The 25,937-nt window shown below is 41.7% G+C and carries 18 protein-coding genes; 10 read left to right on the forward strand and 8 right to left on the reverse strand.

All coding sequences use genetic code 11. The features are described 5' to 3' along the window. Nucleotides 1-4 precede the first annotated feature (4 nt). The 4 genes from NDN13_RS07405 to NDN13_RS07420 form a co-directional block, all read right to left on the reverse strand. Nucleotides 5-4,798: an RHS repeat-associated core domain-containing protein gene (locus NDN13_RS07405; RefSeq protein WP_251117773.1), complete on the reverse strand. Its 4,794-nt coding sequence runs from the start codon at nt 4,796-4,798 to the stop codon at nt 5-7. A gap of 69 nt (nt 4,799-4,867) precedes the next feature. Beyond that, a complete protein-coding gene (locus NDN13_RS07410) occupies nt 4,868-8,056 on the reverse strand; it encodes a type VI secretion system Vgr family protein (RefSeq protein ID WP_251117774.1) in 3,189 nt (1,062 codons plus the stop codon). Nucleotides 8,057-8,296: 240 nt separating this feature from the next. Further along, nucleotides 8,297-8,659: a 5-carboxymethyl-2-hydroxymuconate Delta-isomerase gene (locus NDN13_RS07415; RefSeq protein WP_251117775.1), complete on the reverse strand. Its 363-nt coding sequence runs from the start codon at nt 8,657-8,659 to the stop codon at nt 8,297-8,299. Nucleotides 8,660-8,670: 11 nt separating this feature from the next. Continuing rightward, entirely contained in the window at nt 8,671-10,383 is a 1,713-nt protein-coding gene (locus tag NDN13_RS07420) for a DEAD/DEAH box helicase (RefSeq protein ID WP_005204655.1), read from the reverse strand. A gap of 161 nt (nt 10,384-10,544) precedes the next feature. Between NDN13_RS07420 and NDN13_RS07425 the strand changes: the two genes are divergently transcribed. Next, entirely contained in the window at nt 10,545-11,510 is a 966-nt protein-coding gene (locus NDN13_RS07425; RefSeq protein WP_251117776.1) for an alpha/beta hydrolase, read from the forward strand. A 30-nt stretch (nt 11,511-11,540) separates the two neighbouring features. Here NDN13_RS07425 and NDN13_RS07430 read toward each other — a convergent pair whose 3' ends face one another. Then, the gene (locus NDN13_RS07430; protein WP_251117777.1) at nt 11,541-12,719 is read right to left on the reverse strand and encodes a transcriptional regulator; all 1,179 of its coding nucleotides are present in this window, start codon (nt 12,717-12,719) and stop codon (nt 11,541-11,543) included. A gap of 127 nt (nt 12,720-12,846) precedes the next feature. Here NDN13_RS07430 and exaC point away from each other — a divergent pair, with 127 nt between their 5' ends. The 5 genes from exaC (at nt 12,847) to NDN13_RS07455 (ending at nt 19,053) form a co-directional block, all read left to right on the forward strand. Further along, nucleotides 12,847-14,358 (forward strand): acetaldehyde dehydrogenase ExaC, encoded by a 1,512-nt coding sequence (gene exaC, locus NDN13_RS07435; RefSeq protein ID WP_251117778.1) that lies wholly within the window; start codon nt 12,847-12,849, stop codon nt 14,356-14,358. 207 nt (nt 14,359-14,565) lie between these two features. Beyond that, a complete protein-coding gene (gene eat, locus NDN13_RS07440) occupies nt 14,566-15,996 on the forward strand; it encodes an ethanolamine permease (protein WP_251117779.1) in 1,431 nt (476 codons plus the stop codon). Between the two features lie 23 nt (nt 15,997-16,019). After that, nucleotides 16,020-17,405, forward strand: a complete 1,386-nt coding sequence (locus tag NDN13_RS07445) for an ethanolamine ammonia-lyase subunit EutB (RefSeq protein ID WP_251117780.1) — start codon at nt 16,020-16,022, stop codon at nt 17,403-17,405. Between the two features lie 10 nt (nt 17,406-17,415). Next, entirely contained in the window at nt 17,416-18,228 is an 813-nt protein-coding gene (gene eutC, locus NDN13_RS07450; RefSeq protein ID WP_251117781.1) for an ethanolamine ammonia-lyase subunit EutC, read from the forward strand. A 114-nt stretch (nt 18,229-18,342) separates the two neighbouring features. Then, nucleotides 18,343-19,053: a glutamine amidotransferase gene (locus NDN13_RS07455; RefSeq protein WP_251117782.1), complete on the forward strand. Its 711-nt coding sequence runs from the start codon at nt 18,343-18,345 to the stop codon at nt 19,051-19,053. A gap of 89 nt (nt 19,054-19,142) precedes the next feature. On the opposite strand, the gene NDN13_RS07460 is transcribed toward NDN13_RS07455, so the two are convergent. Both NDN13_RS07460 and NDN13_RS07465 read right to left on the reverse strand, forming a co-directional pair. Continuing rightward, nucleotides 19,143-19,568 (reverse strand): DUF1330 domain-containing protein, encoded by a 426-nt coding sequence (locus NDN13_RS07460; protein WP_251117783.1) that lies wholly within the window; start codon nt 19,566-19,568, stop codon nt 19,143-19,145. Between the two features lie 12 nt (nt 19,569-19,580). Beyond that, the gene (locus NDN13_RS07465) at nt 19,581-19,994 is read right to left on the reverse strand and encodes a MarR family winged helix-turn-helix transcriptional regulator (protein WP_004806068.1); all 414 of its coding nucleotides are present in this window, start codon (nt 19,992-19,994) and stop codon (nt 19,581-19,583) included. A gap of 89 nt (nt 19,995-20,083) precedes the next feature. Here NDN13_RS07465 and NDN13_RS07470 point away from each other — a divergent pair, with 89 nt between their 5' ends. Next, on the forward strand, nt 20,084-21,046 hold the full coding sequence (locus NDN13_RS07470; RefSeq protein ID WP_251117784.1) for an alpha/beta fold hydrolase: 963 nt from the start codon (nt 20,084-20,086) through the stop codon (nt 21,044-21,046). Nucleotides 21,047-21,134: 88 nt separating this feature from the next. Here the strand turns inward: NDN13_RS07470 and NDN13_RS07475 are convergent, their stop codons facing one another. Then, on the reverse strand, nt 21,135-22,862 hold the full coding sequence (locus tag NDN13_RS07475) for a glutamine--tRNA ligase/YqeY domain fusion protein (RefSeq protein WP_251117785.1): 1,728 nt from the start codon (nt 22,860-22,862) through the stop codon (nt 21,135-21,137). Between the two features lie 167 nt (nt 22,863-23,029). Here NDN13_RS07475 and NDN13_RS07480 point away from each other — a divergent pair, with 167 nt between their 5' ends. The 3 genes from NDN13_RS07480 to NDN13_RS07490 all read left to right on the forward strand — a co-directional run bounded on the left by NDN13_RS07480 (nt 23,030) and on the right by NDN13_RS07490 (nt 25,868). Then, nucleotides 23,030-23,539, forward strand: a complete 510-nt coding sequence (locus NDN13_RS07480; RefSeq protein ID WP_004661403.1) for a peptidylprolyl isomerase — start codon at nt 23,030-23,032, stop codon at nt 23,537-23,539. Nucleotides 23,540-23,560: 21 nt separating this feature from the next. Further along, on the forward strand, nt 23,561-24,277 hold the full coding sequence (locus NDN13_RS07485) for a UDP-2,3-diacylglucosamine diphosphatase (RefSeq protein WP_251117786.1): 717 nt from the start codon (nt 23,561-23,563) through the stop codon (nt 24,275-24,277). Nucleotides 24,278-24,455: 178 nt separating this feature from the next. Next, a complete protein-coding gene (locus NDN13_RS07490) occupies nt 24,456-25,868 on the forward strand; it encodes a chymotrypsin family serine protease (protein WP_251117787.1) in 1,413 nt (470 codons plus the stop codon). Nucleotides 25,869-25,937 lie beyond the last annotated feature (69 nt).

Raw genomic sequence — 25,937 nt, forward strand, 5'->3', positions numbered from 1 at the left:
ACCTTTAATCTTGTGTACGAACTAAAGTCGGTTTACTATCACTTACGCTTATATCAACTCCTGGCGTACCAATACCGACTTCCACACCTACAGGGCCATTCCGATCAAAAAAGGATCCCGCAGGAGTTGTTACTCCAAATCTAGCTCCCCACCAACCAACACTTTGGGTAACTCCCATACCAGTTAAAAACTCATCTGTGGCTTTGGAGTTTGTTAAGCCTGATGGCTTATTAAGGATATAACCAGCCATACAGCTTCCACTAAACATTTTCTTCAGTTTATTTAAATTTGCAGCACCAACTTTAAAACTATTATCTATACTTTTTTTAGCAATATCACCAACTGTTTTAGCATGATCTTTTGCATCTTTCATACCAGTTAATGAGATTCCGCCAGCATTATAGACATTACCATTATGCAAATTATAAATTTTAGAACCCCCTAATACTGAAAAACCTCCTGAGCATATAACATAATCAAAAAGTGGTTCTACGGCTATTTCACATTGCTTTCCTGTTTTTAGCCAACAATCGTAATTCCGTTGACCTTGATATGCTATACCCGACTGGGCACTAGCAGGAATACCAAACATTTCACCATAATTAAAACTATTCAACCCTTCTGGATCAATCCATTGATTCGGATTATTTACATAAGCGGAGGTATTCATACCGCCCTCAAGTCCTATCGGATCTTTACTTATATACCTTGCACTATACGGCTCATAATAACGATAACGGTTATAATGCAGTCCTGTTTCATTATCGTAATACTGACCTTGGAATCTAAGATTACTCTGCTCAAATGGATTGTCCTTATTGAGTATTTGAATCTCGAGTGCGGTCCCCCACGTATCCTGAGTAATTTCCCAAACACATTCACCTGCGGCATTACTCAGTGTTTGCGGTGTTCCAACTTGATCACAATGATAAAAAGCAGTTTGCTCTAAAGCCACACGGTTTTTACGTGTATCGCTGCTCCAAATCGGATCTTTATAAACCGAATAAGGCTTGTTGAGGTATTCACTATAATCAGGGGTTTCAATCAGCTGAATAAAACCCTGATATCCTGCTTGCATTAACGGTACAAAGCTATCAGGCTCATAAACATAATGTTTGGTATAGCTATTTTCAGGATGATTCGAATTTTGGCTAGATTCCCAAATCATCAAATCACCATCCCAACCAAATAAAGTGAAATCTTGGTTTGATGATTTCTTATATAAACGACGTCCAAAAACATCATAACCATACTGAGTCACTTTCCCATTCAAGTTACTTTGAATCAAACGGTTATGATTGTCCCAAGTCAGCTTTAAGACCTTACCATTTTGCGTGGTTTCAATCACATTGCCTTGTACATCATATTGATAATGCTTGCCTTGATACTGCTTGATTAAATTGTTTTTGGCATGTGTTGTCTGGTTAATTGGGTCAACCAGATTCCCCGCTGGATCGAACTTAAAACTCTCGTTTTTATGCTGACTCTGGGTTGAAATCAAACGTCCAATCGGATCATATTGATAATTAAACTGTCCTAAACGACTGTCTTCAACTTGGGTGAGCAAATAATTTTTATCGTATTGATAATGTCTATGTGCTTGATAACGGAGTCGATCTGAGGTTTCTTGCTCAGGCTCAATCTGTTGAGAAATCAGTAACCCGACATCATTATAATGCTTGGTTTGTACCAAACCATTTGCCAAGAAACGTACCGTTTCACGATGCAAATCATCACGTTGGAAAGAAACAACATCCTGTTGGTTAAACGCAATTCCGTAGATATGTCCTGAACCATAACTCAGATTGGTCTGTTGCTGTCCATCGGGACGAATGGTTTTAACAGGATTGCCAAGTTCATCATATTCATAACGCAGTACAGCCGTTAGATTCAACATTTTATAATGCTGGTGTTCACGCACCAATTGTCCAAGCTGATTACGATACAGTTGAACCTGACTTTCTGCATTACTGGCTGAGCTTAATTGTTGATTTAAATTATATTCAAATTGCTCTGACTGGCTTTGATGAGTATGCAGATGCGTATATGTTTTAGAAGCAATCTGTCCATCATCATAATAGCTAAATTCAGTCAGAATATTGGGTTGTCGAATCTGGAATAATAGACCATTTTCACTATAGCTATAATGCTTTTCTTCACCATCAAATGCTTGTTCGCGAACTAACTGACCAAACTTGTTATAGCTAAACTGGTATTCAGCCTGATTTTGGTTAATAAGCTTTTGGATACGACCCTGCTTATCCCATTGATAGCCCACACGGTGTTGATTGGCATCAATACGTTGTTCTAACAGGCCGACAGTATTGTATTGATATTGAGTGGTTAAGCCATTGGTATCGGTGTGTTTGAGTAGACGCCCTTCTTGATCATGCTCAAATAGTTCTTTCAAGCCATCTGGATAAACAATCGCTTGAAGTTGCCCTTTATCTTTACCTTGCATACTATACAGATATTGAACTTTCTGTTCATTTGCCGCTTGCTGGGCACTTAGATCACCTTCTTCATCATATTCCCATGTACTGCTTTTGCCCGAACAATCAGTATAAGACAGCATTTGTCCTTGATCATTGTATTGGATTTTCTTGATACCTCCTTTGGCATCAATCACTTCCACCACTTGATTATTGTTATTGTATTTATATTGGGTAACATGGCCTAAAGGATTAATCTCTTTGCTGACATTGCCCTGTGCATCATATTCACGTTTCCAGATATTGCCTTCTGGATCTTTGGTCTCGGTTAAATTGCCTTGTTCATCATAAGCAAAGCGAATCACACCACCATTCGGCTGTACAATTTTCGCCAGTTGGCCCTGATCATTATATTCTTGCTGAGTTTCCCGACCTTCAAAGTCAATCTGTCGGGTGATGCGTTTTTCACCGTCACGAGAATACCAAGACTCTCGACCATCGGCTAAACGAGTGCGATAGGTAAAACCATCCAAATCAAAATAATAATAGGTTGGTACATCATAGGCATCGTAAACCGCAACTTGACGTAAACGTGGATGCCATTTTAGTTTGGTATGGAAACTGCCATCATCCGCCCACTCTTCAATGGCTTTGGCATTTGGCAACGTCGATTCATAACGAATATTTTGTCCACGGTCTGTGCGATCGGTATAGCGCGTTAATTGGTGCGCCTGATTATATTCATATTGACGTGCATACCCATTTTGATCGAAAGCTGTAATCAGATTACCTTGTGCATCATAGTGATAGCGTGCCCAAGGCTTAATTTGATCATCCACAAATACCGCAATAATCTTAACTTGCTCATTAAAAGCAAATTTTAGTTGGTGCTGAGCCTGTTCAAACTGAAAATCAATGGCTTGAAGATAAGCAACACCATCTGCCAAAAGATAACTTAGGCTAATTTTTTCATTGGTGTTTTCATTAAATTGTTGAATTAAATGATAGGGCTGACCAAGACCAAATTGATGAAAATGGAAACTCCAGTCACCGCCGAAATCTAATAGCAAATCTCCATTTCCAACTGGATGAACCGTCATTCCTTCATAAGGAACGGTATAAGCCTGCTGCAAAATCGTAGATGGTAAGGCATGTTTACGCCCTTTCGCATCAATAAAGACGTAACCTTGTTCTTTTGGCAAAATCACATTGGAAAAAGGCATCATCCAACGAGCGCCCATCATCCCCTGATCAAACTCATCCATTTGCGAGTTATATTGGCGACTAAATACAAAACCAACTTTAGGTAAATAGAAATCGGCATGCTGAACCCGCTCTGCACCAATTGAATAACTGATACTCTTACCCGTCTCTGAACCATTACCTTCACAAGGCGGTGCATTCAACGCATCCGCCTGTAAGCTCACAAACTCTAAGGTATCCCCTTTGGTATGGCGCTCATATTCTCCCGTCTGATTAATCGGCACACTGGCATTGCCTTTATTTTCGCTGGCCTGAATCGCAGTTAAAGTTTGTTGTAATAACCAAGCCAAACTATATTTCTGCCCTGCATTGGCTTGCTGCTGTAAAGTCTGGCTTAAAGTTGCAATTGCTTGTGTTGCTTTCTGTTGCAGGTGAGTTTGAATATTGGGTTGTAGTTTAGGGGTTAAATCTGCCTGACTCGGTTTACCGATTAAATCAATGAGAGGTGCAGCCCAATTGCTAAATTTGAGTTTGGGGTCTCTTTTCTCTGCTGTTGCACCTGCCGACGTTGCAGCCATGTTCGCACTTATTGCTGTCGCAGGCACAGACAAGCTCGTCAGAATACTGCTGCCTAAGGTCGTTGCCTGTGAGAGTAAGGTCGCTAATTTGGCTTGTGTTTCTTGTAAAAACTTTTCTAAATCACCTGCGACCATCGCATTCAAATGCAGGCTCAAGCGTTTAATATCCGCGTCTTTAATCTTTCCATTTTCTGGATATAAACATTGCGACATTAGACCAAACATCGGACGTAATGCCATACGCGCATGTGCTTCATTGCTTGGTTCAGCAAATAAACCAATTAAATTTGCAGCGAGCAAAGCACCCTGTTGTACACCTGCATCCTCTGTCTTGCTGTCGGTCGTGTATAAAATTAAATCCAGCACACTGCCGGTTAAAGCAAAAATATTGGCTACCGTTGCAGTATTCGCACTCCCTTGTAATTGTTCTAAACTGGTATTCCCACATACCTGTAAATAAAGCTGGATTTGCTTGGCAATCATTTGCAGGTCAGTTACCGTGTGTACGCTGTCCAAATTAAAAACAGCAAGTTCAACCTTCGACGCTTTTTGATCTGTTGCCTGTTGTGTTTTTTCCGTAGCCATCAATCTCAAACCCTTAATTTATTTCAATACATCTATTTTTAAATTGCTGCGCGTGAATTAAAATCTGTCCTAACCATTGTTCTGACCATGAAAACGATCAACGATGCCTTGTTGAAGAATCGAATCCATTTGGGTGGCCTCCGCCAATTTTGTCGCTGCCTGATCTTTTACAAAACCCACACCCTGTGCTTTGATCATGTCAACCGACTGGCTCGGATTCATGGCGAGTTGCGCCAAGCTTTTCATTTGATCTGGAGAAATATTAAGGTTCAGTTGCTTTGAAACAGCACTTAAAGCGGTATTGCTGACTTGATCCTTGATTTGCCCAACCGTCTGCTCAACCAAACCATTTAAGGTATTTTTACCTATATTTTTAAGGCTATTTTTATCCATCGAAACTAAACTGCTGCTCAGCTGTTGCTTCATGTTCTGTCCCAATGCACTGCTTAATGAGGCGGCAACTTTTTCTACTGGCTCTGCCCAAGTATAATCACGTTTAAAGTCACTACTTGATGCCCATGCACTGGTCTCATCTTTTTCAAAAATGACCTTGGCTGCGCCTGGTGCAATGCCTGTCACTTGAGCAAAACCATTTCCATCCAGTTTGCCAGTCAGTTGCTTCCCCAGAGAATCAATCACTTTATAGCTGTTCTGCTTAAAGAAATTATCTCCCCCATAACTTCTTAATAACTGTAGCGCGCCTTTCAGTGATTTTGCTTGTGGTAACTGGGGTGCATTGCTACTTGCACTCGCGCCTGAGGCGAGTAAATGCTGACCTGCTTTTGCTTCAAACTTACCACTGGTCACAGGGAAAATACCTGATCCATTCAGCTTAATCTGAGAACCACCCGCAGTAATCACAATCTCTTTCGGACTACTGATCTCAATACGATCTTCAGTTGAGATAATCTGAATGCCTTGCTTGGCCAGTAAATCCATACCATCTGACTGTGCTTGGACTTCAAACTTACCTTTGGCAGCAACTTGTTTAATCCCATTCTGCGCTGCAAATACACTGATTCTGTTTTGCGCATGTGTAACCAGATTTTTCTGTGTGCTTAGATTGATACTATCGCCCGCAAACTGATTGATCTGTCCATCCGCAGATAAATGAATATCTTCATTGGTACTTAGGCCAATCCCTGCTGGCGAGTTCAGCAATAGCAATGATTTTTTAAACTGAGCGATCTTCTCTTGAATCTGCTCAGCAAATTCTTTGAGTTGATCCAGCGATTCTATTTCATCAGTCTGCTGATTCTTGGCCACTTCACTTAGAGCTTTGGCATTGTTTTGATTGCCCTCTAGCTGTTGTTTAGCAACTTGGGCATCCAGATGCTGGCCTTGGGCTTGATCCTGTTTATGCGTGGAAAGCAGTAAACCCTCGCCTGCACGGACTGCACCCCATTGATCAGTGCGCAGTTCAAAACCTTCACCGCGGTCTTCACTTTCTGCTGTTGATTTAGGGTGACTCAGTTTGCCGAGATTGAGTTGACTGGCTGCATGACTGCTTTGCAACTGAGCACTGATCTGACCTGTGGTGTCATCAAAGCGCAGTTGGTTAAAACCTTCGCCCTGATATTCTTTTGACTTGATCCCTGCCAGTTTCTTGGTGTCAGGCAGCTTACCTGCATGGTCAAATCTAGTTGGACTACGATGGCCTTCGTGGATTCTTCCCACTACAAATGGACGGTCGATATTGCCATCAAAGAAGTCGATGACTACGATTTCATCAATTCGTGGCAAGAAGCGTGCACCATAGCCTTCACCTGCCCAAGGCGTGAGTACATCCACCCACGCTGAATCAGTGTCATTGTCATTCGCGCCTGCACCACCATCATGGCTGTGATCGTCATTGCGAGTAAACAGGAAACGAACTTTAATCCGTCCCCATTCATCCACATAGATTTCTTCGCCGCTTGGCCCAACTACTTTGGCACGTTGTGGTGAAGCTGCTGGACGGTGTTGTAAGGGATGATATTCAGGAACGGTTTTAATGCTACGGCGTTGCAAAATCAGTTGATTGGCTTGGCGTTCGTCACTCTCTTTTATTTGCCAATTGCTTTGTGCTAATAATTGATTGATCTGTTGATGTAGATCTTTAGGCAAGTTGTTTTGGTTATAAAAGTTTTTGCCTGTGATCAGGAATTCTTTATCACTGCCATCATGCTGATCAATTTCAGGGTGTTCAGCCAATTCAAACCAGTAACCGACATGGGTATCGCGCACGGTGCTATGGGCTGTAAATTGTTTGGATTGTAAGTCGTAGTATTGACCCAAGTTCCGATTCAGTTTTTCGATCTGTGTATTGCCCGATGGGGTTGCACCATCTTCCCCATTCAGGTCTTGCATCCATGCCGGTGAAAAGTGCCATGCCTGTTCCAGACCAAGACTGGCATTGTCATGTTGTTCGCTGTGTTGATGTGTGCTCTGTACACTGCCTGCGCCATCTTCTTGTTCCAGTGCATCCGCTTGCCAGCGTTGTACATGCACGCTGCTCGGTTGTAATGAACGTTGTCCAACCAAACTGGTCATGCTGTCGTATTGTTCGGTGGCACTGCTGCGGTGATAACGGATCTGTCGTCGCTCTAAGGCTTGGTACTGGCTATTGTCGTCAATCAGGCGTAGTTTTTGCGGCTGAATCGCAGCACTGCTTTGCGCGACTGTTCGTTCAGCTTCATCAATGAGCCAGTTGATCGATTCGCTACGCATCAAAGATGTTAAAAAATCTTCATCTGATTGATTATATTGCATAATAAAGGGACGAATGTCGTAGTCTTGACTGAGTCCGCTTAAATCAAGCGTTAAGCTGGATGCAAATAAGGGGCTTTTTTGTTGCCACTCTTTGAAGATAATTTCCACCACATCACGCACGCTCTTGTTCATAAATACGCGGCTGTTACGGCGTTGTTTCCATAGTGCGGTGGGATCTTCTAAAGTCAGTTTATAGACAGTAAGGCTACCGTCTGATTGTCCTTGTAAGGCTTGAGTAATAATCCCTGTAACACGAGTGAGTTGACCTTGATCAGTCACCGTATCAATTGCCGCTTGGCTACCAATAAATTGTTTGAGTGGAATGGTCGCATTGGTCGACAGGCAAATCAGTTCTGCCTTAAATCCATCATTCAGTTGATGCTGACCATCAATACGCTGTAGGAAGACTTGAGTATTTAAGTTTTGATTAGAAAATTGAATATGGATTGCACGTTTTTGTGCAGTAAGGCCCAAACTGTCCAAGGCCTGAAATATATTACTCAACATTATTTTATAAAATATTAACTAAAATTTACGCTATTTTATAAACAGCATACAAATCTGTCTATATTTTTAATGTTACGTTCTTGCAACAAAGCCTGCAATAAACTGCAGATTTTAGTCTAAGCGCCTAAAATAATGATTAATAATTTTTTTTACAGGATTAAATCAGAATACATATAAACCAAAATGTTTTATCAAATAAGGCCAATTCTCCCTATTTGATAAAACAGCAATCATTCAACCTTAGACTGTGGCCTTAAAATAATCTTCTTTCGGCATATCAATCACTTCAACACACAACTGTATCGGATAGCTGACTTTAGACTGGATATAGCTTTTTTGCTGCAGTCGCTGCAACAATGCCGCACCAACAGCTTGTTTTTGAGCCTGCGTTCTGCCACTCAATAAATACAGTTTTAAATGAATATAGGCTTCTTCGGTTTCATTCAAACCAATTAAAAATATCTCGTCTTTAAATGCACGAGATTTAATATCATGTGCGACAAATAAATCCGTTTCAATTAATGCGATATTCGCATCTTTTAATAATTGATGCGGATTTAATTCAGTTAAATTAGCCGAATAGTTTGCAATTAAATGCGGCATTTTTATGATTCCTATTCTACAAATAATAAAGCTAAACGGACTTGGTCATAAGCCATTCGCGGACTAGTGGCTTCAACAATGGGACGCAATTTAATCGAACCATCATCAGTAAAATGTTCAGGATTTTTACGTTTATGCAAACGCTTATAAATCTTACGCACTTCTTCAATCACTTCATCGCCTGGACTGGCGACTGAAATATCCAAACCCTGCTCTTTATGCAAACGTGCCAGATGATTGATGATCGTTGCAGGCGTTAAACCACGCTCATGTGCAATGTCTTCAATTTCATAGCCTTCTTCAAATAAAGTACGGGTTTCATCCAAGGTCGCTGCAGCATAATTCTGTTTTGCACCTTTGGCGATTTTCTTTTCATTACGGGCAATTTCAGTCGCATTCAGTGTGCCACCACAATGCCGAATAAAGGCATTATGCTGTGTGCTTAAATCAATATTTTCAAAGTTGGCTTCCGCTTCACTCGATAATTCCTGAAAACGGCGATCTGCTTTAATTGCCAAGCTATCCAGCTCAAGTGCCTGCTCATTAAAGCCGAGCAATTTCAGCCCTGTCAGAGATTTTAAGCGTGATAAAGCCACATAGCCCTGACCTTTTTCAAAGGTATTACTGAGATTGATCTCTGCGGCTTCCAAAGTCATCCCTTGGCTTTTATGAATAGTGATTGCCCATGCCAAACGCAACGGAATCTGTTGAAAACTGGCAATTGCCTTACCCGCTTCATTTTCAATCGACCATGTTTCAGGTTCAACCAAGAAGGTTGTGCCATCCGTCAACTTCACTTTAGGCAAAATGCCCTGCTTATCGTCTTCTTCAAAACCAATCACTTCACCTAAACTGCCATTGATATAGCCCATATCAAAGTTGTTTTTAACAAACATGACTTTGGCATTTTTCTTTAGGGTGAGTTCTTCAGGCGCACGTACTGATGATTTTAAGGTTTCCATCAACTTTTCGTTGCCATCGACCACGGCATTGAATTGATGGCTTTCATTGTCAATTTCATTCAGGTGCTGATAATTAATATTATCGACATCCATATTATGCGTATATAAACGGGTAAAGGTCTCGCCAATATCGTGCTGCCGCGATTGTTGCAAAGCACTAATATGGTTGCCTTGAATATTCTGCGCCCGAATTGCATTGAGAATCTGATTGAGGATTTCATCATCCTGACGATGCTGTTCAGTTAAATAACAGACACGGAATTTAGCTTCGACCCAAGCCTCCGACATAAAGCAGAATTTATCGCGATTGCTTTCATCCTTTTTACCGACTGGCGGTAACTGGAAGAAGTCACCAGCAACAATGACTTGAATCCCACCAAAGGCTTCGTCACTTTCTTTAAAGTATTTCAATACCTGATTAACCAAATTCAATTGCTTGGCATGCAGCATTGAAATTTCATCAATAATCAAGACTTGGGCATTTTCTAAATGCTCTTTTAAATATTTACGCTCTTTCATCCGTTTCAGATCATCATCACTTAGGCGGTCTTTAATCCCGATCCCTGCCCAAGTATGGATGGTCATGCCATTCATATGCGTCGCCGCAATCCCTGTGGATGCAGTGATCGCCACAGGCACTTTACGTGCTTTGAGATAATGAATGTACTGATTAAGCGTATAGGTTTTTCCTGCACCTGCTGAGCCCGTTAAAAAAACATTTTCCCCAGCTTTAAGTAACTTGAGTGCAGTCTCTTGTTTCATAATTTCTTCAGTCAAAAACAACAGTGCATAGCTTAACGATTTTTTCGCAAAAATAAAAACGCAAATCCAATTCGCGAACGCTTGGTGTCGCATAATTGCATTGACATCCAAGGGTTTTCATTTAATGTGGTTGTTAATGAATTCAGACTTGATATATAAAAATGACTACTTCAAATCTCTATACATATCAGCCAGATATACTCGGTGAAGATTATCAGCAACTGACTTTAAATTTTGCTGATGACTATGATGGAAAAGTTGTTGCTACACTGGTTCGTAAGAAAGCCGCAGAAGCGACCAAAAAAGCAGTTTTATATATTCATGGTTTTGCAGATTATTTTTTCCAAAAAGAAATGGCTGAACAATTCAATCAGCATGGTTACGATTTTTACGCACTTGACCTGAGAAAATATGGTCGCTCAAAACTGCCACACCAAAAGCTCTACTATGTTTTAGATTTACGTGAATATGATGCCGAAATCAGCAAGGCACTCGAAATCATCGGTCAAGAAAATCACAATCAAGTTGTACTGGCGGGACATTCCACTGGTGGTCTGATTGCTACTTTGTATGCTGCACATTATCCAGATCATCGTTTAATTAAAGCAGTCTGGAACAATAGCCCCTTTTATGATTTCTATAAAAGTGTCATTGAGAAAAAAGTCGGGATTCCCTTGCTCAGTGAAGTGGGTAAACGCTTACCCAATGCAAAATTTCCAAGTGGCTTAAATCCATGGTACACACCAAGCTTGCATAAAGATTTTTACGGCGAATGGGATTTCAATTTAGATTGGAAACCAAAAACCATGCCTTTTGTGCACCTCTGTTTTGTCACGGCCATTCATGAAGCACAAAAAGAAATCCATCGAGGTGTGACCCTAAATGTGCCGACCTTAATCATGCATTCACATCAATCCAAATTTCCTAAAAAATGGGGCATTGATGCACAGCAAAGCGATGTGATTCTAGATGTCAATGATATGACGCAAAATGCCAAGAAAATGAAAGGTGATGTGCAAACCCTGTCTATTCAAAATGGTTTGCATGATTTGGTTTTATCTGCACCGCCTGTTCGTGCACAGGTCTATAAAGATCTGTTTGCTTGGTTGGCTGAAAAAACCCAGTAATACCGACGACCATTTTAAATATCTTGATGCTCAGTGGTCTTGGTACTTACTGAGCATATTTTTAGCGGGATGCGAGGCTGGTAATAACTCCAATAAGCGTTCAGCCGCATCCACGGCTTCCGGACAATAAGCCAAATGCTTTAATAAAGCATCACTGCCCTGTGTCTGGAAAATCGCATGACTCAAACGAGATTCCAAACAATCTCGCCAAGCAGATAAAAATGGACTTTCGGTTTTCGCTAAAAAAATGCCGGTATAGCCTTGCAGGGCTGTGTTGATATAACCCGCATCCAATGCTTGTTCCAGTTGCAGGAAATCCGCCTCAACAGGTACATTCAGACGATAAGGACGAGAACCAAGTAAATCGCCCAAGTGCTCTCTTAAATGTGACATCTCCGCTTTTAATGTCCCCATACTGACTTTGCGTTCCCCATACAAGGCCTGATGTAAATTCTCTAAATTCAACCCTTGTGGGCATAAAGCCAAAATTACCAAAATTTCAACTTGTCTCGGGCTTAAGCTTAAGTGCTTGCCATTGATCAAGACCTGTGCCGTATTAAAAGTACGGAGATACACATGTTGTTGCTGTAATTGTTGCACCGCCATTTGAATAATTGCGGCGCAGCGTTCGACGGCTAATAGACCTAAACTATTGTGGTTTTCCCATGTAGTAGATAAATCCACTACGCCTAAGACTTGTTTGGAGTATGGGTCTATGATCGGAGCAGCATAGCAAACCCAATCATGCACCGACGCCATATAGTGTTCATTGGAAAATACACAACTTGATTTCTGCGTCTTCAGCGAAAGTGCCAGTGCATTGGTGCCGACCAGTTCTTCCTGCCATTGCCCACCTGCAACAAAATGGACACGTTCGGCAGCATTACGCATTTGAGTACAAGATGCTGTCCAAATAATGGTACTGCCGACATCGCCAACCGCAAGCACCATCGCTGACTGCTCTGCAACATGCTTAAGGTCTTGTTGGCAAGCCTGCAATGCCAAGGCCAAAGAACCTGTCTGAGTCGAAACTTGATCGAGCAACGGTGCAGCTAAGCGTTCTTTAGGAATATCAGCGAGTGTAGAACGCTCCCATGAACTGGCAATACTCTGTTCCATTTTTTCGGCATGTTGTGGATTGAGGCTACTTTGTGCCCTGAGTTGCTCAACCAATGTCCGCTGTTGCTGTAATTCCCTTTTTGTATGCATTTGTAATTTCCCTATTCCCTTACATGCAATTCCAACCTTTTTCCAACCTTCAACGCGATAACGTCATTCTCAATAACGTACCCAGTACTTTATTTAAAAATATCACAACACATAAAGGAGTATGTATATGCGCTATGTTGATCCGAATCAATCTGGTTCAAAAATCCATTTTAAAGACCAATATGAAAACTTTATTGGTGGACAGTGGGTTGCCCCTGTTAAAGGAGTCTACTTCGACAATATTTCTCCTGTCGATGGCAAAAGTTTTACTCGTATTCCACGCTCGAGTGCAGAAGATATTGAATTGGCGCTGGATGCCGCCCACAAAGCCAAGCAAGAATGGAATAAATCATCTCCAACCACACGATCTAATTTATTACTTAAAATTGCTGACCGTATGGAAGCCAATTTGGAAATGTTGGCGGTTGCTGAAACTTGGGATAATGGTAAACCTGTTCGTGAAACGCTGGCGGCTGATATCCCTTTGGCCATAGATCATTTCCGTTATTTTGCAGGCTGTATTCGCGCACAGGAAGGTGGCATTTCTGAGATAGATGAAGATACGATTGCCTATCATTTTCATGAACCGCTCGGCGTAGTTGGGCAAATCATCCCTTGGAACTTCCCAATCTTGATGGCGGCATGGAAACTGGCACCGGCATTGGCAGCGGGCAACTGCGTGGTGATCAAACCTGCGGAGCAAACCCCCGTTGGGATCTTATTGGTGGCTGAGCTGATACAAGACCTATTACCTGCTGGCGTACTCAATATCGTCAATGGTTATGGTGCCGAAGTTGGCCGCCCACTGGCAACCAGTCCACGTATTGCCAAAATTGCGTTTACTGGCTCAACCCAAGTTGGGCAATTGATCATGCAATATGCCACCGAAAACATCATTCCAGTGACTTTAGAGCTCGGTGGAAAATCACCGAATGTATTCTTTGCCGATGTGATGGATCATGACGATGATTTTCTGGATAAAACCCTTGAAGGTTTTGCCATGTTTGCGCTGAATCAAGGTGAAGTCTGCACCTGCCCATCGCGTGCCTTAATTCAGGAAAGTATTGCCGATCAGTTTATGGAAAAAGCCATCGAGCGTGTCAAGCGGATTAAGCTCGGACATCCACTTGATACCGACACCATGGTCGGTGCGCAAGCATCTTTAGAACAACAAGAGAAAATCCTGCGTTGTATTGATACAGGCCGACAAGAAGGTGCTGAAGTGCTATTGGGTGGTCATGGTCGCCAAGAGGTCGGCAATGGATACTACATCGAACCGACCATCTTTAAAGGTCATAACCACATGCAAGTGTTTCAGGAAGAAATCTTTGGCCCTGTGCTATCGGTAACCACATTTAAGGACTTTGATGAAGCCATTCAGATTGCCAATGACACCATGTATGGCTTAGGTGCTGGAGTCTGGTCACGTTCATCACATACCGCCTATCGTGCAGGTCGTGCCATTGAAGCTGGGCGAGTTTGGACCAATTGTTATCACATCTACCCTGCCCATGCTGCATTTGGAGGCTATAAAAAGTCAGGTGTAGGCCGTGAAAATCACAAAATGATGCTCGACCACTATCAACAAACCAAAAATCTGTTGGTGAGCTATTCAACCAAAGCCATGGGCTTTTTCTAAGTCGATAGAAGGATCAAATACTGTATAAGCCTTGCGACATCGGCTTATACAGCCTTTAACCATAATGTGCTGATGACTCAATAAACACCGTATTTTCTCAATTAAACTGGATCAAGCAATCAAATAAAAATTTAATTTTGGCACAAGGTGTGCAACATCGGCATTGCTTTTGCATCTTGCTGATGAGACCCATACACGGAGCTTTGTATGAACAATCAAGAACCTATTTCTGCACTTTCAGCATCTGCAACCTCTTCTGAAGATTATTTTGCCCAAAGAAAACTCAAGCAAGGTGCCGTGGGCTGGTTATTACTGATCGGCTTAGGGGTCGCCTATGTCATTTCAGGTGATTTCGCTGGCTGGAATTTTGGTATCGCTCAAGGGGGTTGGGGTGGCATGTTTGTTGCCACCACAGTCGTTGCCGTGATGTATCTCTGCCTATGTCTTGCCATGTCTGAAATGGCAACTATGCTGCCAACAGCGGGTGGCGGCTATAGTTTTGCCCGTATCGCATTTGGCCCACTCGGTGGTTATTTAACAGGTACCGCGATTCTGATTGAGTATGCGATTGCACCTGCCGCCATTGCGGTCTTTATTGGGGCCTATTGTGAATCTCTATTCGGTATTGGTGGTTGGCAAGTTTATTTAGCTTGTTATCTGATTTTTATGGGGATCCACCTGAAAGGTGCTGGTGAAGCACTTAAGATTATGTTTGCCATCACCTTGGTTGCAGCGATTGCACTGGCTGTTTTTATCGTTGCGATGTTGCCTCATTTTAATTCTCAGAATTTGTTTGATATTGCTGCCGGGCAACAATTTGGCGCAAGCAGCTTTTTACCCTATGGCTATTTAGGCATTTGGGCAGCGGTTCCCTATGCGATTTGGTTTTTCTTGGCTGTTGAAGGTGTACCTTTAGCTGCTGAAGAAGCCAAAGACCCTGCCAAATCACTACCACGCGGATTGATTGGTGCGATGTTAATTTTAACCGCTTTTGCCCTACTGATTCTATTTTTAGGCGCAGGTGCAGCCGGTGCCAGTACCCTACAAAACTCCAGTGCGCCCTTGGTCGATGCGCTCGTCAAAGTCTATGGACAAGGCACATGGCTGGCGAACTTTGTCAATTTTGTCGGTCTTGCGGGGCTCATCGCCAGTTTCTTTTCAATTATCTATGCCTATTCACGCCAGATTTTTGCACTCTCCCGTGCCGGCTATTTACCCACATCGCTGTCATTGACCAACAAAAATCACGCCCCTTATTTAGCCATTATTATTCCTGGCATCATTGGCTTCTTCTTGTCCTTAAGTAAAGAAGGCGATTTACTGATTTTAATTGCAGTCTTCGGTGCGACCATTTCTTATGTCTTGATGATGCTCTCGCATATTAAGCTACGCGTATCTCGCCCCTTAATGCACCGTCCTTATAAAACACCTGGTGGTATCGTCACCTCGAGCATTGCCTTAATTTTAGCTGCCACCGCAGTTGTTGCAGGTTTTCTGGTCAATCCTAAAGTGTGGTGTATTGCAGCAGGCATTTATATGGTCTTTATTGCCTATTTTATCTTTTACAGCCGTCATCAACTCATACAAGGGACGCCAGAAGAAGAGTTTGCCCAAATCACGGCAGATGAAAAGCAATAACCAGAAAGATTAAGGAGAAGATCATGCGTTACCGTCAAATCGTGGCCCAACAACACTATCAGTTTGCCGATCTTAAAACCTTGATGGCAAAAGCAACCCCTTTGCGTTCTGGTGATCAACTGGCGGGTGTTGCTGCACAAGATGCAACTGAACGTGTTGCTGCACAAATTACACTGGCAGATGTGCCGTTAAAAAACTTTTTAAATGAAACGCTAGTCGATTACGAAACCGATGAAATTACCCGTCTGATTATTGATGAACATCGCGCTGATCTGTTTGCACCAATTGCGCATTTTACGGTGGGTGATTTCCGTAACTGGTTACTCAGTGAAGATGCCACCACCGAAAAGCTACAACAGCTTGCAGCGGGTTTAACCCCAGAAATGGTTGCCGCTGTGAGTAAAATCATGCGCAATCAAGACCTGATTTATGTTGCAAGTAAATGTGAGGTCATTACCCAGTTTCGCAATACTATCGGTTTAAAAGGACATTTATCCACACGGTTACAACCCAATCATCCGACCGATGATGTACTGGGTATTTCCGCCAGTATTTTGGATGGTTTGATGTATGGCAATGGCGATGCAGTGATCGGGATTAACCCAGCAACAGACAATCTGCATAATTTATCAGAGCTGCTAAAACTGATTGACCATGTTATTCAAGAATATCAAATCCCGACCCAGTCTTGTGTTCTGACCCATATCAGTTCAGGCATTCAACTGGCAGAAAAGAATGTTCCAATTGACCTGATGTTTCAATCTATTGCAGGTACACAAAAAGCCAATGAAGGTTTTGGTATTTCACTTCAAATGCTACAAGAAGGTTATGAAGCAACGCTGTCTTTAAACCGCGGTACGCTTGGTAACAATGTGATGTATTTTGAAACGGGTCAAGGTAGTGCCCTGTCGAGTAATGCACATCACGGCGTCGATCAACAAACCATCGAAGCACGTGCCTATGCTGTGGCGCGCAAATACAAGCCTTTATTGGTCAATACCGTGGTCGGCTTTATTGGCCCTGAATATCTCTACGACGGAAAACAAATTATTCGCGCAGGCTTAGAAGATCATTTCTGTGGCAAGTTGCTCGGTCTGCCAATGGGCTGCGATATTTGCTATACCAATCATGCAGATGCCGATCAGAACGATATGGATGTGCTGCTGACCTTATTTGGTACAGCAGGCATTAATTTTATTATGGGTATTCCGGGTTCGGATGATGTGATGTTGAATTATCAAACCACCTCTTTTCATGATGCACTATACCTCAGACAACTGCTTGGGCTACAGCCTGCTCCTGAGTTTTCACTCTGGTTAGAACAACAAGGCATTTTAAAACAGCAGCAGCAACAGATTCATTGGGCAGAGCAAATGCCCGCTCAATTCTCCAGATTATTGATGCATTAAGGAGAATCAAATGAAACTTTCTAAAGACATTCAATTTCCTGCACAGGCGCATCAAGACCAGTGGGAAACACTGAAACAGTTTACTGATGCCCGTATTGCCATTGGACGTGCAGGATGCAGCATTCCAACCCATGCATTACTTGATTTCCAACTCAGTCATGCCCAAGCCAAAGATGCGGTCTTTCAATCACTGAATGTCACCCATCTGCAAGAACAGCTACAAAAACTAGGTTTAAACCCAATCCATGTACAAAGTCAGGCTGAACATAAAGAGCTGTATTTGAAGCGACCTGATTTAGGACGTTTACTTTCAACCGATTCGACACAACAGCTTCAGCAAATGCAAAAAGCGTCGCAGGCTTATGATGTCTGTATTGTGATTGGTGATGGTTTATCAGCCCGTGCCATTGAAGAAAATGCACTGCCTTTTATACAGGCACTGATCCAGCCTTTTGCAGAACAACAGTGGTCTTTAGCCCCAATTGTAATTGCCACAGGCAGCCGTGTTGCTTTGGGCGACGAAATTGCTGAAATTTTTCAGGCTCGTATGTTGATTATGCTGATCGGTGAACGTCCTGGTCTCAGTTCTCCTGACAGTATGGGACTCTACTACACATGGAAAGCGCACAGCGGTTGCCTAGATTCACAACGTAACTGTATTTCCAATATTCGTCCTGCAGGATTAAGTACGCCGATTGCCACACAACGCTTATTGGCTTTAATGCATAACTCCAAACGACTGGGCTTATCTGGTGTCGATTTAAAGGATGAACATGTGGTTCCAACTATTGAAGAACATCATCAACGCAGATTGCTTTTTTAACTGAGCAATTGGACAGCCCTATTTTCCAGCGCTGTCCAAAAAGCATAAGGTCAACACATCGGTCTTAAAAATGATTTAAGATACAACATAATTTTTATTCATTGGTACTCGGTCATGCCCCTCGCTTCTCATCTAAAAACCGTTTACGCCATTCAGCATCTTGCTTTTGAAGACCTTGGTTCATTAGAAGATATTTTTTATCAGTTGGGTTTTCGCGTCCGTTATTTTGAAGCGGGTGTGGATGATCTGAGTCCCGCACTTAATTATGAGGGCTTAACGATAATTCTCGGTGGCCCAATCGGCGTCTATGAAACCGAGGACTACCCGTTTTTAGTGGATGAAATTGAGGGTTTAAAACAACGCTTAAAAGCCAATAAACCCACCATTGGCATTTGTTTGGGCGCACAGCTGATTGCACATGCACTGGGGGCAAAAGTCTATGCTGGACATCAAAAAGAGATTGGTTGGAGCAAATTAGACATTAAAGTGCTTGAGACGAATCCCTTAGCCGCATTAGAAAATGTCGAAGTGCTGCACTGGCACGGCGACACTTTTGATTTACCTGAAAATAGTAGCTTATTGGCAAGTTCGGCAATCTATCCAAATCAAGCTTTTTCTGTCGGCAATAACATCTTGGCCTTGCAGTTCCATCTTGAAATCGCTGAAGAAAATTTTGAAAAATGGCTCATTGGCCATACCTGTGAAATACGTCATGCAGGTTTATCCATTCCTCAATTACGCCAAGATAATCAGGCTTATGCAGCACAGTTGGAGCAACAGTGCCGACTGGTCATTCAAACGTTCTTAGACCATCTGAATGTTTAAAGCTTGCTATTTTAGAATTGAAAAAAAAGCCCAACATTAAATCGCTGGGCTTTTTCGATGGTTCATCTATAAGCTCTGTTGCACCAATATTAAAGCTGTATTGTTGTCTGCATTGGCAGCAATCGAGAATCTTGAATTGCTGCAATACGATGTCCATTTCCCTTCATGCATTCTGGGTTCTGTGCAAACGACATAAAGCTGTCAATGGATGTTTGTTTTACCAACATCACAATGTCCCAATACTCATCAGAAGGGCCGATAAAAAATTCACCTGCATTGGCAAGCAATAAAATATCGCCACCCGTTTGCTGTAGAAATGGATGTGTATGGTCGATATAGCGCTGAAAAGCCTCTCGCCCTGTAATTGGGGTTGCTGGTGCTAAATCTGGACAATCTGAATAATCCGCCACTTGCTTCAATCGAAGTAAGTTCAACATGACGACCTCCCCTTGAAGATGTCGCTTAAATAAACGAATCCCATCCTCTTGGGTTGGGAAAATATACGCGTCTTTCATTTTTCCTCCCCTTTAAACTTTTAATTTATTTAACAAAAGCTGTAGCGTCTTGATTTCCTCTTGATTGAATAATGCAAAGATAGAATCAACCGTATGCTCGACCGTCGTGATCGCATTGCTGAGAAGTTCTTGGCCACTTGCACTCAGTACAACAAAGCTTTGTCTTGCATCACGTGGATGAACCGTCTTTACGATCAGTCCAGTTTTTTCCATAGGTTGCAACACTCTGGTGACACCAGAAGCTGTTAGTGCAACTTTATGGGCCAATGAGATTCGATTTAATCCCACCTCAGGCACCAGACCAAGGTGATACATCAGAATGAATTCCGTCAGATTAATTCCGTGTACGCTAAGCGCCAGATCAAGTTTTTTACTCAATAAAGAACCAACAAGGTGTTGATCCAGTAATAATTCAAGCTTATTCATAACCAATTTCAATACCGATACAATGCTTGCAATATACTTGATAACTCAAGTATATTGCAAGCATTGTATTTTACTTTTTGAGATGAAGCATGAATGAGGTCTCTATAAATACTCTCTATCTCCACTACGATATCTTTGGCGCTGAGCATGAAAATACCATTCTATTAATTTCAGGATTAGGTACTCAGATGATTCATTGGCGTGATTTATTCTGTCAAATGCTTGCTCAAAGAGGCTTTCGAGTCATTCGGTTTGATAATCGAGATGTTGGCTTGTCAACACATTTGCATGATCAACCCGCTCCAGAGTTGAGTGATCTGATCCATGCCACCCAAAATGGCGAGAACATCAAGATTGCTTATACGCTTCACGATATGGTTGAAGATACAGTGGGATTACTTGATGCTTTAGCAATTGATCAAGTCCACATTATTGGACGCTCTATGGGTGGGATGATTGCCCAACTGATGGCAAGTACTTACCCTAAAAGAGTCAAGAGCTTGATATCCATTATGTCGAGTACAGGAAACCCAGCGCTTCCAAGTGCCCAAGCTGATGTTATGGCGCTGCTCACCTGCCCCAGTCCAGATCCACATTTGAATAAAACTGATTTTTTTCTGCATAAACTGCATTTTGCAAAATATATCTCGAGCCCTCGATTTAGTTTTGACGAAAATGCATATTTAAAACTTATTTCGGAGGAATATGACCGCAATTACGATCCAGATGGACTAAAAAGGCAAATTGCTGCAATTGCAGCAACCGGTGATATTCGCTCATACCTCGCCTGCATCATTGCCCCGACACTGGTGATTCATGGCACAGAGGATTTATTAATCCCGATTGCATGCGGCCAAGATAGCGCAAAATCTATTTCTGGCGCAAAGCTGTTAACAATTGAGGGTATGGGACATGATTTGCCAACAGATCTCTATCAATTCATCATCGATGCGATTGCTGCCCACATCCAACAAGCAAGCAAGGCATCACCAAGATCAGTAACAAACCGACCGACCAACAATCGCACAATGCGATACACCGATTTAAAATAAAATGCTTAAAAAAACCATTAGCAGCAGAAATAAAAAGCCGATTTGAAAACAAATCGGCTTTTTAAGATCAAAACAATAAATTCAAAACTTATTTCTTATCTGCTTTAAAGCTATCTTTCAGATCCAGAATACGGTTGAACACTGGTTTATCTGCTTGATGATCATGTTGATCCGCAACAAAATAGCCTTCACGTTCAAACTGGAAACGATCTTCAGGTTTTGCTTGTGCTAAAGCTGGCTCAATCACCGCTTGAACCACTTGCAATGAGTCTGGGTTTAAATGTGCGAGGAAATCATCATCTGCATCGGGTGCTGCTTCGTTAAACAAACGATCGTAAATACGAACTTCCGCAGGTACACCTTTGGTCGCAGAGACCCAATGAACAACCCCTTTCACCTTACGCCCTTCAGGGTTTTTACCTAAAGTTTCAGGGTCAATTGAACATTTAAGTTCGATCACTTCACCATTGGCATCTTTAATTACTTCATCACACTTGATCACATAGGCATGACGTAAGCGCACTTCACCATCAGGAATCAGACGTTTAAAGCCTTTCGGCGGTACTTCTTCAAAGTCTTTACGATCGATATAAAGTTCACGCGTCAACGGAATAATGCGTTCACCCATATCCACGTTAGGATGACGAGCATGAGTGAGATCCAATTCCTCAGGTAAATTGGTCAATGTCACTTTCAATGGATTGAGTACTGCCATACCGCGTGCTGCGGTATTTTCCAAAGACTGGCGAATACAGAACTCAAGCATTGCCACATCAACAATACCGTCCGTTTTCGATACACCAACACGCTTACAGAAATCGCGTAAACCTTCTGCGGTAAAACCACGGCGACGCATCCCAACGACTGTTGGCATACGTGGATCGTCCCAGCCCTGTACATGCTGACCTTCAACCAATTTACGTAATTTACGTTTAGAGGTAATGGTGTAATCGATATTTAAGCGTGAAGACTCGTACTGACGTGGTACAGCTTGCGAGTGAACTTTTTCTACAATCCAGTCATAGAATGGACGATGATCTTGGAATTCTAAAGTACAGAGTGAATGGGTAATACCTTCAATCGCATCAGACAATGGATGAGCGTAGTCATACATTGGGTACATTTTCCATTTATCACCGGTTTGGTGATGTTCTGAATGCAGTACACGATAAAGAATCGGATCACGCATATGCACATTCGGGCTTGCCATGTCGATTTTGGCACGGAGTACAGCACCGCCCTCTTGAATTTCACCATTACGCATTTGTTCAAAACGCGCAAGATTCTCTGCGACAGTCGCATCACGGTATGGTGAATTTTTTCCAGGTTCAACGAAATTACCGCGGTTCAGCTTAATTTCTTCTGGGGTTTGTAGATCAACATAAGCATCACCTTGTTCAATCAACTGAACAGCCCATGCATAAAGTTGGTCAAAATAACCAGAAGCATAGCGAGGCTCGCCATTCCAGTTAAAACCTAACCATTTCACATCATTGGCAATACCATCAACATATTCTTGTTCTTCGGCATCTGGGTTGGTATCGTCAAAGCGTAAATTACATAAACCTTCAAATTCTTCGGCAATACCAAAATTCAAACAAATTGCTTTGACATGTCCAATATGTAGGTAACCATTTGGCTCAGGCGGGAAACGAGTTACAACTTTTTGGGTACGACCTTCTTTTAAATCATCGGTAATGACTTGACGTACAAAGTCTAAGCCTGCCTGTTGTTCTTGCTGCACGGCATCGACAGAGGCATGGGTATTCGGCGTCGGGGTCTTTGGCAGTTCAGAAACAACATCATTTGGCTTCATAGGGTGTAAATCACTTCTTACAGTTAAAAATGGGAAATAAAAACGCAATCTTTGCTATTTATGAAAGATTTTAACGTTTTTTACTTGCCTTGTAGTTTACAGTTTGCTTATGCTTCTCTCAACCAAAAACCCATGGTCAATTTGCCCATGTTTAGGAGATTAATGTAATGAGTTTTCCTCAAGTCGAATTAAACACCAACAAAGGTCGTATTGTTCTTGAGCTTAACGCTGAAAAAGCACCAAAAACGGTTGCAAATTTCTTAGAATATGTACGTGACGGTTTCTATGACGGCGTAATTTTCCACCGCGTGATTGATGGTTTTATGATCCAAGGCGGTGGCATGGATGAAAACTTCAAAGAAAAAGCAACACGTGACTCAATCGAAAATGAAGCTGACAACGGCTTAAGCAACGATGAAGGCACAATTGCAATGGCGCGTACTCAAGCTCCGCACTCTGCATCTGCTCAATTCTTTATCAATGTTAAAAACAACTCTTTCTTAAACCATACTGGTAAAACAGCACAAGGCTGGGGTTATGCAGTATTTGGTAAAGTTGTTGAAGGTCTTGATATCGTAGAAGCGATCAAAGGTGTACGTACAGGTAACCGTGGTTACCATGCCGATGTTCCTTTAGAGAACGTTGTAATTGAATCTGCTAAAATTATCTCTGAATAATTTTATCCAACAGGATTCTTTGTGACTTATCTGTTTATCTCAGATCTACACCTGTCACCTGATCACCCTCGACTCGTTCGAGGGTTTTTAGCTTTATTGAAACAATACCAGCATAAAAACACACAACTCTATATTTTGGGTGATTGGTTTAATGCTTGGATTGGGGATGATTACACCGCCCCGTGGTTAGATGAAATTGTCAGCGCTTTGCAAAAATTCACTGCGGCGAACAACCAGGTTTACTTCCAAGTGGGCAATCGTGATTTTGCCTTAGGTCAAAAATTCTTAAAACAATTCGATGGCATTTTACTGCCTGACGTTTATACCTTAAATATTCAGCGACATACGTTCCGACTGGAACATGGCGATGCGCTCTGTACCGATGATGTTGCCTACCAACGTTTTCGCAAAGTGATTCGTAACCCCGTATTATTGGGGCTAATAAAACGCACACCATTAAGCTTTAGACAAAAAATTGCCAATGGTTTCCGGAAAAAAAGTAGTGAAACCAAGCAATTGAAAAGCTATGACATTATGGATGTAAATGCTCAAGCAGTAGAATCCGTGCTTGAACACGTTGATTATTTAATTCACGGCCATACCCATCGTCCAGAGATTCACCATGTCCTGAATAAACAACGTATTGTTTTAGGAGATTGGCGAGCAGATTCAGCTTGGATTTTAGAGCTCAATGAGCAAGAAAATTATCAATTAGATTTTAAACAGTGGAATTATTAACACTCAAGACATATAAGTAAAATCAATAAATTAATATAAATTTCTTTAAATAAAATTTACTCCCAATATCATATAGCTGTAATTTTTAGTTTCATTTTATTTTAGCAAAACTTAACAATGTTCATCTATATTGAATTTAAACAACACAATTCAGGATGATTTTTCGATGCTAAAAAGAATGTCTTTTCTCACTTTGTTAATTATTTCGACCAACTCTGCTTTCGCAGATGACTCAAATCTCATAAATGAGGCAGAAGCTTTAGCAATTGATGCAAAATTCTATGCAGCTTCATATGATGTACCTTATGATGAGGCCATACGAAGATTATTGATTATGCATGGGACATCTTCTGATATTTCCAATATTAGAAACAATGTAAAAGGTGATCTACAAGGAATGTATTTTGACAACAGTAAAAATGACTTTGCTTTAAAAGTGAATGTCGCGAATTATGCTAAAAATTTACCAACGTCATTAACGGTTAAACCTAAGACTTCACAAGCAGTCCAAAGCATTATCTCAAGTAAAGGAAATTCTAATTTAAGAAAACAATTTAATATTAGCGATGCAGACATCAGAACAGTGGCTACACAATATTCACAACCATTGTCCGCTCCTATTAATTTTAGTCAACAAAATTATAAAACAAAAGAACAACGTTTAAAGAATATTGAATCTAAACGAGAGCAGCTAAAAAAATCACTCCCAGAACTACAGTTAGTCTATGACGATGAGAAAACAGGAAATGCGAAAGTGTATGTTAAATCGGATAAAGGCAATGCAAAACAAATAGCAGAAGTCCTTTTGGCTGTTCCTGTTGAAATTAGTGTTGTTCCTTTTGGGGGAAGAGTGGCTACTCGAGGAGGATCACCGCTACAAGCAACTGCACCAGATTCTGTAAAAGGCCAAATTGCTTGTTTTAGTGGATTTATTGGGAAAAGAAACAATGTATTAGGAATTATAACTGCAGGACACTGTGCATCGGTAGGCCAATTTTCTGAATATCAATATTCAGATCGGGATGGAACAAAATATATCATCCCACTTCTACCCGCATCTCAACCCATTTCAAGTGGCTGGAGAGATGATAGTGTTGCTGACCTTGGATTCCTTCCAGCGGGAACATCTTCAACTCAAGCAGCTAAAGCCGAATTTTATGCAGATTCAAGCGTCAACTTTAGAAAATTAACAGCAACAAAAACTCGTGCAGGAACTCCATATGATAATGGTACAGTAAATGGAGCATATATTTGTCATCTTGGTAAAACAGGTCAATATGTTACAACTCTGACACAGAGTTGCGGTGAAGTTGAAAGCATAAGTGGAGGAAATGCAGAAAACAATGGTAATACCTTTGTTATTGTTAAAAATACCAACGGGAATGCAGGACATGACCATACAACTGGGCAAGGTTCTTTACGTTGTTATCCTGGAGACAGCGGTGGCCCTTGGTTTGCATTAACTACTGGATATGGAATTATGCATGCCTGTTTTTGGAAAGGCCAAGATTCAACGAGTCCAGTAGATATCTCGATCTATACCAGTCTCGATTATTTAAATTCGATAGGTGCCAGCATTGTTACTCAATAAACACCATAACCTTTTTATTATGCTCCTAACTTTCTCCATGTTAAGTGGATGTCATTCAAAAGAGGACAT

Source organism: Acinetobacter sp. C32I (genome assembly GCF_023702715.1).
Lineage (GTDB): Bacteria > Pseudomonadota > Gammaproteobacteria > Pseudomonadales > Moraxellaceae > Acinetobacter.